The sequence below is a fragment of the Terrabacter sp. 2TAF16 genome, assembly GCF_052115065.1.
In the GTDB taxonomy this organism is placed as follows: domain Bacteria; phylum Actinomycetota; class Actinomycetes; order Actinomycetales; family Dermatophilaceae; genus Terrabacter.
This window is the reverse complement of record NZ_JBFRFZ010000002.1, coordinates 133,212-146,785: the sequence shown is the minus strand read 5'-3', so window position 1 is coordinate 146,785 and position 13,574 is coordinate 133,212. Positions and strand designations below refer to the sequence as shown.

Sequence of the window (13,574 nt, the reverse complement as noted above, 5' to 3'; positions counted from 1 at the left end):
AGGCACCATCGGGCTTTGGTCCTAGTACCTGCTCACGACGACGCCGTGCAGCCGCCGTGGGTTCACCGAGCCCGGGCTCAGAGGTCCTTGGCCCACTCCCGCGTCCAGCCCGTGACGACGAAGCCCATCCGCTCGTTGATGGCGACCATGTGGGTGTTCGTGTCGGCGTTCCACGTGCGCACCGTCGTGACGTCGGGGCGCTCCCGCCGGAGGGCGCGGAGGTTCGCGGTCTTGACGGCGAGGCCGAGCGCCCGGCCTCGGTGCTCCCGGAGGACGAGCGTGTCCGACTGGACGGCGAGGTCGGGCTGCCCGGGCCGCACGACGATGTCGGTGAAGGCCACGAGGCGTCCGGTCGGCACGTGCCGCGCGACGGACTCGATGCCCCAGATGGGACTCGGCGTGTTCCACAGCAGCCGCACGCGCTCGGCGTCCCAGTCCTCCTCGTCGAGGTCGATGTCGCCGGACGGGGCGTCGGTGCTCATCCGTCGTGCGAGCAGCGCCCGGTCCTCGAGCCACGCCTCGGGAAGCCCGTCGACCGACGTCTCGATGACGTATGCCGCCGGGTCGGGTCGGGGGTCGAGCGCGGTCAGCGCTGCCTCGTCCACCGGCAGGGCCAGGTCCTGCCGGAGGTCGAGGAGCGTCTGCCGGTAGCCGTTCACGTGGGCGAATCCCGTTGCGGCGTCTCCGTTCTCGACGGGCGCGCCGCTGTGCTCGTGGATGCGGTCACACCCGTCGTCGCGGAGCACCTGCTCGCAGTGGACGAGGAGTGACGAGCCGATCCCGCGCCGCTGGTGGTCGGGGTGCACCGAGAGCCACAGCCCCGCGGTGCCGACGTTGTCGCGCGTCCGACGGATCGTCTGCGCCGCGGCGACTGGGCCGTCCGCGCCCTCCTCGGTGACGACGAAGGACCGCCGCACCTCGTGCCGGCGCTCCGCGACGTCGACGATCTCGGCGACCGTCGTGCGCTCGGCGGCGTCGCCCCACACGTGGCGGTTGGCTGCGTGGTGCACCTCGAGCCAGGCCTCGCTCGTCGGGTCGTCGACGGCGAGGTCGATCTCCTTGGTCTGCAAGGTCATTCGCCGCACCCGGTGATCTTCTGCCACTCCCGGCTGTACCCGTCGACGGCGTAGCCGAGCTGCCGGTTGACCGCGAGCATGTGCTCGTTGGAGTCGGCGTTCCACGTGCGGACCGCCGTCACGTCGGGCAGCTCGTCCATGAGCCGCAACGCGTTGGCCGCCTTGAGCCGGAGACCGAGCCCGTGCCCGCGGTGCTCCTTGAGCACGAGGGTGTCCTGCTGGTAGCCGAGGTCGGGGCTTCCTGCGGACACCCCGATCGTCGTGAAGGCGACGAGACGGCCCGAGGGCGTGTGGCGCGCGGCTGACTCGACGATCCGCCGCCCGGAGGCCCGCGTGCGGGCGTGCGTCTCCCGCAGGCGGTCGGCGTCCCAGGCCTCCTCCTCGAGGGCGAGGTCGTCCGTGGGGGCGTCGGTGCTCATCCGCTGCTGGAGGACCGCGCGGTCGTCGAGCCACGCCTCGGGCATCGTGTCGACGAAGGTCTCGACGGCGTAGTCGTCGGTGACGGCCACCAGCGCCGAGAGCGCGTCGCGGTCGGCGGGAAGCGGCATGGCGCTGCGGAGCATCGTCTGCCCCACGGCGTAGCCGTACCGAGCGGCGAACATCTCCGCGAGGTCGACACCGCCCTCGGCCCACTCGGTCTCGCCCATCAACGTGCCGCGGCCGTGCTCGCGGGCGATCGCCTCTCCCTCGCGCAGGAGGGCCTCACCGATGCCCCGCCGCCGGTGGTCCGGCAGGACCGACAGCCAGAACAGGGCCAGGTCGAGGTTGTCGCTCGTCGGCATCCGGGCCTCGAACGCACCGACGAGACGGTCCCCCACCCACGCCGCGCGAGCGACCCGCGTGCCCGACGGCGAGCGGTGGAAGCCCCGGATCTCGTCCAGGGTCCAGGCGCTGCCCGCGGGACCGAACAGCTCGCGCTGGACGGCTGCGTGGACGCCGATCCAGTCGGTGGCCGCGGCCTCCTGGGCACGGTCGAGCAGGTCGATCGGCCGGATCTCGAGGTCGTCGCTCATGTGGGCAGTCTGTCGGGCCGGCCCCGCGCGCGGCGAGCGATTTGTCCGGGACCGCGCCATCCGGCATACGCGGGGGGTCGCGGACGTTACAGGGACGTAAGACGCTCCCAGCACGAAGGATGTGACACTGGCATGGTGTTCGGATTCGGTAGGAAGTCCCAGATGCCCAGCCGCGACGAGGCCCTCCCGGGCCGCGCGGACCGCCCGTATGCCGTGAACCCCACCCATGTCGTGCTGGGCACCCCGCTCGAGGGCCCGTGGCCCGACGGCTCCGAGGTGCTCTACGTCGCGATGGGCTGCTTCTGGGGGGTCGAGCGGATCTTCTGGAAGCAGGACGGCGTCGTCTCGACGGCGGCGGGCTACATGGGTGGCTACACGCCCAACCCGACCTACGAGGAGACGTGCACCGGGCGCACCGGCCACGCCGAGACCGTCCGCGTCGTCTACGACCCCGAGAAGACCTCGCCCGAGCTGCTGCTCAAGGCCTTCTGGGAGAACCACGACCCGACGACGTCCAACCGCCAGGGCAACGACATCGGCACCGCCTACCGCTCGGCGATCTACTGGACGACCGAGGGCCAGCGGCTCGCCGCTGAGGCGACGCGCGAGGCGTTCCAGAAGGTGCTCGATGACAACGGCTACGGACAGATCACGACGGAGGTCCGCTCCGCGGACGACGCCGGGCCGTTCTACCTCGCCGAGGACTACCACCAGGGCTACCTCCACAAGAACCCCGGCGGCTACTGCAACCACGGCCCCAACGGCATGACGTGCCCGGTCGGGATCGTGCGCCAGGACCAGCTCCCGGCCCAGCAGGACATCGCTCCGCCGGCCTGACGCCGGACGCAGGGCGCACGTTGCCCGACGCACGACCGCGGCGCCGTGGGATCTCGGATCCCACGGCGCCGCAGTCATGCCCGGCTGATACCGGCGGGCCTCAGTTCTGGCAGGCCGCCTCGTCGAAGTGGCCAGGCGTGCCCGGGTAGGCCGCCCCCGCCCCGTGCTCCGTCTCGCCCGGGTGGACGAGGGCGAGCTCGCGGAAGGCCGAGGTCCCCGCCGTCGTCACGTCGGTGGCGGACCGTCCGGCGCTCGTGGCCCACGCCAGCTGCTGCAGGAAGTCCTGCATCGCCGGCGAGTGCTGACGCACGTCGTTGAAGCCGCCGTAGGCCGAGCTGCAGTGCGAGAACAGGTTGTAGGCGCCGTTCCAGTCGATGAGCCGGTCACCGGCGTTCGGGCCGTTGGCCGTCACGTCGCCCTGCATGACGTCGCGGTCCCAGCCGCCGTAGATCCAGTCGGTCCCCTGGTGGTGGTTGTTGTTCGCGGGGTCGGCGTCGTCGGTCCCGGTCATCTCGAACCACAGGCACGGGTCGACCGTCGTGACGGCCTTCTTCGTGCCCGACGTCAGCGGCCAGTCGCCGAGCGTGCACCCGGTGCCCGGCGTGTAGCTGCCGCGCGGCCTGAGGTCGAGCAGGTCCGAGCCGAGGACGTCCTGCTTCGTCGGGTCGGACTCGCCTGCGCCACCGAAGAGGTGGTCGACGAACCGGTCACCGGTGCCGCGCGACGTCGGGTCGAAGGCGCCGTTCGTGCGGCAGTCAGGCGTGTTGCCGTCGAGCCCTGCGTCGCAGCCCTGGCCGCCCCACAGCACGTCCTCGCCGTCGTCACCGAAGACGTCGTCACCGCCACTGTCGCCGTTGGCGACGTCGTCGCCGTAGCCGGCGTGGATGGTGTCGTCGTCGGTGCCGCCCCGGATGAGGTCGCGCCCGCCGTCGTCCATGCCGTTGTGCGGCATCGACGCGTCGGTCGACGAGCCGATCCACTGGTCGCCGTCGACGTCGTGGAGCAGGTCGACGCGCCGGTCGTACGCCGTCCGCGCGAAGCCGGTGAAGCTCTCCTTGGGCGGGCTGTTGAGCGAGCTCGTGAACGCCGCCGGGCTGTCGCCGGCGCTGAGGTACTGGTTCACGATGCCGCCACGGTCGCCGACGATGGCGTCCCGACCGCTGTCGCCGGTCAGACGGTCGTTGCCGAGCTCGCCGTAGAGGTCGTCGTCGCCGGCCCCACCGGACACGGTGTCGTCACCGTCCTGGCCCCAGATGCCGTCGTTGCCGTCGTCACCCCAGATGACGTCGGCGCCGAAGGCACCGGCCACCTCGCACGTCACCTGCGCCGTGGCGCAGAAGCGGGTGCTCGGACCCGGCAGGGCCGGGTCGTGCGTGCGCGACGCGGTCGCGTCGGCAGGGAGCGGACCGTCCGGGTAGCGGTCGGCATACGCCTTCTCGGAGCGAGTGCCCGCTGCGCCGACGAGCGTGCGCAGGAGCGAGCCGTTGTCGCCGAGGACGACGTCGTCGCCGCCGTTGCCCTCGATGACGTCGGCGCCGTCGCGGAAGCCGGGAGTCGGGGTGCCACCGACGATGTCGTCCTGACCCGCATCGGTGCTCGTGCCCCGGAGCAGCCCCACGGCGCTGGCCGACCCGGGCCAGGCGGCGCTCAGTGCCGTCGCCGCGGTGCCGTGCGCCGACGCCGTGCCGAACGGCAGGTCACCGAAGAGCGCGTCGGCTCCCCCGTTGCCCTGCACGTGGTCGGCGCCGGCGTCACCGGTGATGACGTCGTTCCCGTCCTGTCCCTCGAGCACGTCGACGCCGTCGCCGCCGGAGAGGCGGTCGAAACCGTAGAGCGTCGCGGACGGGGTCGTGAGGAAGCCCGAACCCACGGAGCGGTCGTACGGCTCGATGACACGGGACGTCATCGCCGCGCCCGGGGTGCTCCCGAGGCGGACCGTCACCGAGGTGGGTGCCTGGCCCGCGACCGGGCGCAGCACCTGACCGTTGTCGCCGAGGACGACGTCGTCGCCGGGACCACCGAAGACGGCGTCGTCGGTGTCCGGCTGGCCGGACGTCGTGTCGCCGGAGCCACCCTCAGGCGTCGAGCTGCCGCCGACGAGGTCGTCGTCGCCGAGGTCGCCCTCGACCCAGTCGATGTCGGGCCCACCCTCGACGTAGTCGTCGCCCGCGTCGCCCTTGAGTCGGTCGGTGCCACGCTGACCGAGCACGACGTCCGCGTCGTCACCGCCGAAGACCTGGTCGGCCCCCGAGTTGGCGAGGACCGGGCCGGCGCCGAGGTCGAGCAGCGTGATCCGGTGCGTGGTCGCGAAGCCGCGCATGCGCGTGATCGGCGTCGAGTCGGCCGCGCTGACCCCGGAGGTCACGACGGCGTTGTCACCGGCGACGATGTCGGGGCCGGCGTCGCCGAAGAGCACGTCACCGGAGTCCGGTCGCCCGACCCCGGCGGTCGCCTGCTGGAACGAGCCACCGACGACCTCGTCCTCGCCTCGGTCACCGTGGACGAGGTCGGAGCCGTTGTTGCCTTCGAGGTGGTCCGCGTCGTCGCCGCCGTTGACGCGGTCGTCGCCGAGCCCGCCGTACGCCGTGTCGTCGCCGGCGCCGCCGAAGAGCTTGTCGCCGCGACCGGCGTCGGGAGAGGTCCCGGCGAGGTCGAACGGGACGGCAGGCGCGTCTGCAGACGTCGACGGGTCGTCCACGGTGCCGTTGTCACCGATGAGGATGTCGCGGCCGGTGTCGCCCGAGAGCACGTCGCCGGCGTCGGCCGGGTCCGTGTCGGTGCGGCCCGCGGCCCGCGTGCCGCCGTAGACGAGGTCGTCGCCGTCGCCGCCGCTGGCCCAGTCGGCGCCGTCGTTGCCCTCGATGACGTCCGCGGCCTCCTGGCCGTAGAGGACGTCGGCGCCGGCGTTGCCGAAGAGCAGGTCGAGGCCCTGTCCGCCGTAGCCGCGGTCCTGGCCGGTGCCGCCCCAGGCGCGGTCGGCGCCGTCGCCGCCGAAGAGGACGTCGTCACCCTGCTGGCCGCAGACGAGGTCGTCGCCACCGCGGGCGTCGACCCGGTCGGCCGCACCCCCGGCGGAGATGGTGTCGACGCCGGCGCCACCGGTGATGAGGTCGGGACCGTCGTCGGTGCTCGGGTCGCCGCCACCCGACGTGCCTTCCGGCACCGGGTCGGACGCGACGGGCGAGCCTGCGCGACAGGTCTCGTCGGCGGCGGCTGCCACGGTCGCGGCGTCACGCAGGGTGTCGCCGAAGATCGTGGACGCCCCGTCGCCGCCGATGACGTGGTCGCTGCCCCGGCCCCCCACGAGCGTCTTGGGAGACGGCGCCGTGCCGGCGGGCAGGGCCTGGTGCTCGACGAGGCGGGTGTGCCCGAAGGTGACCCCCTCGATCGTCTCGGTGGCCCCGAGTCCACCGACGCGGCTGGGCTCGGCGACGACGTAGTCGTCACCCGGTCCGCCGTAGATCGCGTCGGAGCCGTAGCCGCCGACGAGGGCGTCCTCGCCCCCGCCGCCGAGGATGCGCGCGTGCTCGGACGGCGCCGAGTGGCTCGTGACGACGTCCTGCTCGCGGCTGCCGTAGACGACGTCGTCGCCGGAGCCGGTCTCGACGATGTTCGGCACCGTCGGCTGGCCGCTCGGCGTCGTGAGTGTGTCGGCGGGGCCGGCTGCGTCGACGCCAAAGTTCTGCTCCGACGCCGTGTAGATCGTGTCGGGTCCGGTCCCGCCGGTGACCGAGTCGCTGCCGAGCCCGCCGACGAGGACGTTGCCCTTCGAGCGGATGGTGGATCCGGAGCCGTCCGGCCGGTCGGCCGCGACGCCCACCTTGTCGTCGCCGGGACCGGCGTCGACGCGGTTGCGGCCCAGGCCCACGCTGATGGTGTCGGCGCCGCCCGTGGCCTGGGCGCGGGTCGTCGGGTCCACGCTCAGCTGGGCCGGGTCGACGAGGTCGCCGAGAGTGATGGGCGTCTTGCCCGGCCAGTTGGCATCGTCGACGCCGTTGAGCGTCGCCGAGAAGGACTTCGGGGGCGAGGGCAGGCTGCCGTCGCCGGTGACGAAGTCGTCGCCCTGTCCGGTCGTGATGGCGTCGGCGCCGACCCCGCCGGCGACGCGGGCGACCTGGCCCACGGCGTGGGCGGTGACGATGCGGTCGTCCCCGTCGCCGCCGTCGACCCAGGAGCTGCCCGTGCCGGTCTGGATCTGGTCGTTGCCGGGGGTGCCGAAGACGATGGCGTCCTTGTCGAAGGACCTCAGGTCTCCCGCGCCGCCCGCCGACGACGGGTCGGAGTCCTTCTTGCCGTCGCCCACGAAGCTGACGACGAGGGGCGTCGACGAGCCGCGGCCGTCGACGACGACGCGCTTCAGCGTCGGGTCGAGGTACTCACGGCGCTCACCGAGCATCTGGATCGCGAAGCCGTCGAAGCCCGCGTCGGTGCCGTCCGGGTCGGCGGCCGTCTGGGCGAAGTGCAGGGCCGTCACCTTGACGACGTCCGCCTCGGTCTCGCTCGTGTTGCCCCAGGGCTCACCGCGCTGGCTGTCGGTGCCGAAGCGTCCGGCGAAGACGGCGAGCGTGCCGTCCGAGGTGCCGCCGAGTCTGGGTGGTGGTGGGGTGCAGTTGGGTTGTGCCGTGAAGTCGAGCAGCGTGATGTCCGCGAGGTTGATCGAGAAGGACACGCTGAACGGCGAGAACCCGAGGGTCACGTAGAGGCGCAGGAAGAGGCTGAGCCGGCCCGTGGTCGTGAAGAGGCAGAGCGGGTTGTTGACCGCGGCGTGGAGGAACTCGCTGACCCGGAACTTCCCGTCGTTGTTCGGGTCGTTCCAGTGGAAGCCGATGGTCAGGTGCAGCCCACCCTCGATGCCGACGGTGATGATGACGGCCGTGACCGCGGCGCCGGCGGCGATCTCGCCGTCGAGCTGGACGACCGGCACCGGCCGCCCCTCGGAGTCCGTCGTCTTGAAGTAGAGGCCGTCGAGGAGCTTGACGGGGTTGACCGCGGCTCCCTGCTGGGCGGCCTCGACGGCATACCTGATGCCGGCGGTGTCGAGGCCGGCCATGAAGCGCAAGGTCACCGACGCGGACCCCGACAGTGTCACCATGACAGGCGGCGGGGCGTAGACCGGTCCGAACGACTGGCGCCAGGTGAAGCCGAGGGTCAGCGGGCCGCTGTCGAACTCGACGAGCGAGACGTCGCTGCCCATGAGCAGGCTGAAGACCGACGACGGGTTGTCGAGGATCGGGAAGGTGAAGCCGGACCTGCTGGCGCTGCCGGCGGCGGCGCCGGCACCGAAGACGTTGCCCTTGCCGCCCTTGGTGTTGAGGGCGGACTTCACGCTGTCCGGGCTGGCCGCGCTGGCGGTCTTGATGAGCGAGCCCGCGGTGCCCGGCGCGAGGCTGCTCGTCGGGGACACGTCGGTGTCGAGGGCCTTGTCACCGCTCACGGTGAAGCTGCCGATCGGGATGAGGCACGACGGCCCCCCACCGCCGCAGTCGGGCAGGTTGTTGATGAGCGTGGTGAGTGCGGCGATCTTGTCGACGAAGTCGAGCTTCGGGCCGCCGGCCAGGGTGTTGAACGTCTTGGCCAGCGTCATGAGGCTGACGTCGCCGCCACCTGCCATCCGGCTGAGGTCGGACAGGACGGGGATCGGGGCGTAGAGCGTGTCGAGCACCGGCTGGAGCGGGCCCGTCACGGACTTGACCTTCTTGAGCACCGGCCCGAGCAGGTTGGACAGGAAGCCACCGGCGTCGATGGCGACGTCCTTGAACTCGATGGATGGTGCGCCGAGGTGCTTGAGGTCCTGGTTCGTGAACTCCCAGCCCATGACGAAGTTCGCCTGGACGCCGGGAAGCACCGAGTCGACCGACGCCTTGACGATCCAGTCGGCCTTGACCTTCGCCGTCAGCGAGATGCCGAAGAGCGACGACGCGTCCCCGTCGCCGATGTCGGCGACCGTCAGGACCGAGCCGTCGGACTCGGTCGTGTCGCGCGAGGTGAGGTCGACGAGGAAGGCGCCGGCGAAGAGCGGCGCGGTGCCGTTCTTCGTGACGTCGATGTCGAGGAACGCGAGCTGGGCATTCATCGACGCAGGCATGTCGAAGCGCGCGCCGAGGCCGAACTCGGGCGCAGCCGCCCCGTCCTGCCAGGCGTCGTGCGTGTAGATGACGAAGCCCTTGGTCGTGTTGACACCGGCCTTGAGGTGCAGCTGGAGGCCGACGCCGTAGGTGATGGCGTCGGTGTCGCCCGCCTTGAGGGCGAGGCCCGGGATGCCGATGTCGAGCGGCAGCTTCTTGCCGTCACCGAGACAGCCGGAGCCTGCGACGCAGCCCTGCTCGGGGGTGACCGTGCCCGCCTTGATGGTGAAGGCGAGGCTGATCCCGTTGATGCTCGTCGTCGGGCAGTCGGTGCGGTCGGGCTTGGTGCTCACGGGCGCGTATGCCGTGGCCGTGGCGGTGCCGTCGTCGGTGAAGGTCTGCGCGCTGCCGGACGCCGCGTCGACGACCTTGACGAGCTCGTAGGCGCCGCCGTCCTTGCTGCGCAGCACCTTGTACTTCGTGGCACCAGGGGCCGCCGACCACGACACCGTGATCGAGTTGCCGCCGCCGAGGGTCGTCCACGACGTCGTCGCCGCGGCGCTCGCGCCCGAGGGGACGGTGTCGCCGCCGGTGCCGGAGCCGCTGCCCTGGCTGGCGACGATCTCGTAGCGCCACGAGGTGGAGCCCGTCGTGGACGGCGTGGCAGCAAGGGTCGGTGCGCCGGTCGGCTCGAGCTTGAGCTTGCACTCGTAGTTGACCTCGAGCGTCGTCTTCTCCAGACCGGCTGCGGTGATCGCCTCGGCGAGCTTGTCGTTGACGTAGGTGCGGGCCTCGGCCGGGCTGGCCGGCACGCTGCCGAGCTTGGACTTGATCTCCGTCCGGAGCCGGCCGATGGAGTCGGCGCCCTGCTGGAGGTCCTTGCCGACGAACGGCAGCTTGCCGTCGAAGGTGGCCAGGCGCATGGCCTGCTCGATCTTCTCGAGGTAGCCGTCGAGGCCGGGCCCGATCTGGGTGAAGTCGGCGAAGGCGCTCGCGAACGCCGCGGACAGGTCGGGCACCTCGAAGCGCTGCTTGGCGGCGTCGGGGGCCGGGAGGTTGCCCGTCAGGGTGGCCAGGTCGGCGGGGTTCGTCGAGTCCGGGAGCCGTAGCGCGATGGAGCCCAGGGAGGCCGGCGGGCTGCCCGGCACGGTCGCGTAGAGCGGGACGGTGCCGCAGACCATGAGCGGGGTCGCGAGGCCCTCGCCGCAGTCGACGGGGGTGTTCGAGGCGTTGAAGCTGACGTCGAGGCCCGAGAGGAAGGTCGAGAAGCTCACCGGGGTGTCGGCGGTCGCGCTCGCGTCGGCCAGGTCGAGGCTGACGTCGGCCTTGAGGGACACCTGCTTGGCCGCATCGCCGCCGGGGTCGCCGGCCGAGACGGTCAGCGGTCCGATGGTGCCCGCGACGCGGCCGTTGAAGCTGGCCGCGGCCGCGACGCTGACCTTCGAGTCGGCGAGGACCTTGAGCGAGGTGGCGTCGCCCGGCCCCGTACCGGGCGCGAGCGGCACGACGAGGCCGACGTCCACGCCGCCCTTGACGTGCACGGAGCCCTGGCCGCTGGCGGCCGCCGAGACGAGCGACTGGTCGCCGCCGAGGTCGAGGCGCAGCGGCGCGTTCGTCTGGTAGTCGCGCTTCCAGTCGAGGTCGAGCACGACGCTCGGCGTCCCGCCGTCGTCGAGGTAGCGGAAGTGCAGCGCGCCGGTGCCGAGTCGCTCGTCGAGGAACGCGACGAGGTCCTGCATGTTCTGCGGCGGGTGCACCGACATGATGTCGATGGCGTCGTCGAGGGGCGAGCGGAAGGTGTATGCCGTGTCGTCGGCCGGCTTGGTCGTCCAGTTGTCGGTCAGGGTGACCGTGTCACCCGAGACCGACGCGGCGACCGCCACCTGGGTGCCGACGACGACGGTGCGTCCGACGAAGGACGCGTCGAACGTGCGGCCCACGTGCTGGAGGGTGTTCGTGCCGTAGTTGACGTCGCTGCCGACACCCGACGAGTCGCGCTGCATGAGGTCGCGCAGGGAGGTGCCGGTGCCGGGGATCTCGCGGCTGTAGACGCCCGACGCGCCGCCGGGCTGGGCGTCGGCGAGCTGGGCGGCGAGGGTCTGGAAGGTCTTGAGCACGATCGCGAAGAGCTCGGCCTGTGAGCCCGGCTTGATGTCGAGCGCGAAGATCCGGCTCAGCCGGCTGAGGTCAAGCTGGGGACCGTCGGTCCCGGTGAGCCGGGTCAGGTCGTTCCACGAGGCGGAGACGCCGATGTCGGTGCCGGCAGGCAGGAAGCCGTCCGCGTCGGGGATCGAAGCCTTGAGGTCTGCGGTGGCACGGACGTTGACGTCGACGTCGAGCAGGTCGCCGGCCTTGCTGGGCCCGGTCGGGCTCGCCGTGACGAGCTGGTCGAAGAGCTGGCGCAGGCGGATGTCGTGCTGGGCGTCCCCGGCCTGCTTGAGGCCGATCGAGAGCATGTGCCCCGTGCCGGGGGCCGAGCAGTCGGCGGGCGCGGCGCTGTTGCACACCGCGAGGTGCCCCTTGAGGCGCACCTGGAAGAAGCCGGCGTTGGCGGTGAAGTCGACCGCGGTGTCGATCGGGAAGTCGGCCGTGAGCAGCGGGCTGCCGGTGCGGATGAGCACGCGGTCGGCGCCCAGCGGGAGCGAGGTGACGTTGGTCTTGAACGCCCCGGTCGTCTGGAGGAACGGGCAGGCCTCGGTGTTGCCCTCGAAACCGATGCACGCCGCACCGGTGCGGGCGTCCTGCAGGTCGAGCACGAGCGTCAGGTCCGCCGCGAACGACGGCTTGACGGTGGCGAAGGTCTGGGCGGAGTTCGCCCGCAGGATGCCGCGGCGCGGTCCACCGGCGACGGGCTGGTCGGTCAGCCGGTCGCCGAAGGTCACGGCGCCGAGCTGGGCCTCGGGACCGACGATGACGAACGGCGTTCCGGCAGATGGCTGCCCACCGATCCAGGGTCCCGAGAGCGTCAGCGCGTTCTTCGTGTTCGAGGCGATCTCACCGGCGGACGTGCCGGCCATGACGCGCATGCCGGTCCACTGGTTCGCCTGCCACGGCTGGGAGCCGTCGTCGAGCGTGAGGCCCGTGGCGGCATACGTCGCCGAGGGCCGGGAGGTGCGGGCACTGCCGGCGTCCATGGCGACCCCGGTGCTCGGCGCGGTCTTGACCATGCGCATGCGGAAGACGAGCTTGCTCGTCGTCGGGTCCCACGCGAGGTCGTCGAGGCCGATGCCCGCCGCCTTGAGCTTGGCGATGAGGTCCTGCAGGGAGTCGAAGGTCGGGTTGCCGACCGTTGTCGCGTCGAAGCCGGACGGCGACGGCTGGTCGGGGTCCGGCTGCTGGACGACGTTGGCCTTGAGGAAGTCGACGAGGACCTGGTTGGCCTTGACGGCGTCGGACACGGTGCCGCGCAGGAAGGGCAGATCGAGGTTGCCGGTCGTCGGGAGCGGTCCGGCGCCGTCGGGGTCGAACTTCGCCTGCTGGATCCCGGTCAGGGCGACCGCGACCTGGGCGAGGCCGTCGGCGAGGTCGCGCAGGCTCATGTTCTGGAACTTGCCGACGAGGGTGGCGAGGGTCGGCGCCGAGACGGTCGGCGTGCCGGTCGAGATGTTCGCCCACGTCAGCGTGACGTCGGCGGCGACGTTGCTCGGGAAGCTGACGCCCGCGATGCCGCTCGTGTCCGCGGCGATCGACAGGGTGCCCGTGACCGAGCCCGGGGTCCCGGGGTCGGAGGCCGAGCCGGTGGGGTCGAGGTCAGCCGACACGAGGCCGGCCAGGGAACCGTCCGCGGCGAGCTCACCGTCGCCGACACCGGCTGCGTCGTAGGCGAGGACCCCGTCGTTGTTCGGGTCGTTGACGCGGGCGTATGCGTGCGCCTTCACGGTGAAGTCGGTGCTCTTCAGCGTGACGCCGAGGATGCCGACGGCGGCCTTGGCTGCGCCGGACAGCTGCGCCGTCACGTCGACGTCGAGCCGCGGCGCGTGAGCCGCGTCGCTGGCGAGGTAGACGCGGTTGGTCGTCGGTCCGGTCCAGACGACCCAGAGGGAGAGGGTGGCCTCGACGGTGGCCGTGACCCCCTTGGGTGAGGACAGCTCGACCTTGGGGCTCGTGGAGCTGACGGTGAGCGCCTGCTGGTTCGCGGTGCGGGTCACGACGAGGTTGACGTGCACGCGCTTGCCGTCGGCGAGGTCGTCGACGGAGACGTCGAGCGTCCCGGTGCGACCTCCCGGCAGGGCGACCGACTCGCCCGACGTCGCGAGGTCGGCCCACGTCGTCGTGCCGGCGAGCGTCGGGGACACGCCCTTGGCGATCAGGTCGTCGGCGCCGGCGAGGCCGCCGGGGCTCGCCGACACGAAGGGAATCGGCTTCCCGAGCGCGCCGATGCCGGCGAGCCCGGAGGTCCAGGCGGCGAGGTTCCGCGTGCCTCCGCTGCCGCCCAGGAGCGCGACGACGCGGTCGACCCCGGGATCGGGGTCGGCGGCATACGCAGGCGACTGGCCGGCCAGCGCTCCCACGACGACGAGGAGCGAGGTGAGACCGGCTCCGAGGGCACGACGAATCGACTTGCGCACCATGATTCTCCCCAT

The 13,574-nt window shown here is 72.0% G+C and carries 4 protein-coding genes; 1 reads left to right on the top strand and 3 read right to left on the bottom strand.

What is annotated here, in order from left to right; genetic code table 11:
- Positions 1-77: 77 nt before the first annotated feature.
- Complete coding sequence (locus tag AB4Z14_RS02840; RefSeq protein WP_442273840.1) at positions 78-1,076, bottom strand: GNAT family N-acetyltransferase; 999 nt, start codon at positions 1,074-1,076, stop codon at positions 78-80.
- Positions 1,073-2,089: a GNAT family N-acetyltransferase gene (locus tag AB4Z14_RS02835; protein WP_442273839.1), complete on the bottom strand. Its 1,017-nt coding sequence runs from the start codon at positions 2,087-2,089 to the stop codon at positions 1,073-1,075. The genes AB4Z14_RS02840 and AB4Z14_RS02835 overlap by 4 nt, the downstream gene beginning before the upstream one ends.
- Positions 2,090-2,251: 162 nt before the next feature.
- On the opposite strand from AB4Z14_RS02835, the gene msrA reads away from it, so the two are divergent.
- Entirely contained in the window at positions 2,252-2,926 is a 675-nt protein-coding gene (gene msrA / locus AB4Z14_RS02830; RefSeq protein ID WP_442273838.1) for a peptide-methionine (S)-S-oxide reductase MsrA, read from the top strand.
- 100 nt (positions 2,927-3,026) lie between these two features.
- Here the strand turns inward: msrA and AB4Z14_RS02825 are convergent, their stop codons facing one another.
- Entirely contained in the window at positions 3,027-13,562 is a 10,536-nt protein-coding gene (locus AB4Z14_RS02825) for a calcium-binding protein (protein WP_442273837.1), read from the bottom strand.
- Between the last annotated feature and the right edge of the window lie 12 nt (positions 13,563-13,574).

What these genes read in the sequence shown, in the direction of transcription:
- AB4Z14_RS02840 (WP_442273840.1), bottom strand. Translation starts at nt 1,076, where the DNA reads ATGACCTTGCAGACCAAGGAGATCGACCTCGCCGTCGACGACCCGACG.
- AB4Z14_RS02835 (WP_442273839.1), bottom strand. Translation starts at nt 2,089, where the DNA reads ATGAGCGACGACCTCGAGATCCGGCCGATCGACCTGCTCGACCGTGCC.
- msrA (WP_442273838.1), top strand. Translation starts at nt 2,252, where the DNA reads ATGCCCAGCCGCGACGAGGCCCTCCCGGGCCGCGCGGACCGCCCGTAT.
- AB4Z14_RS02825 (WP_442273837.1), bottom strand. Translation starts at nt 13,562, where the DNA reads ATGGTGCGCAAGTCGATTCGTCGTGCCCTCGGAGCCGGTCTCACCTCG.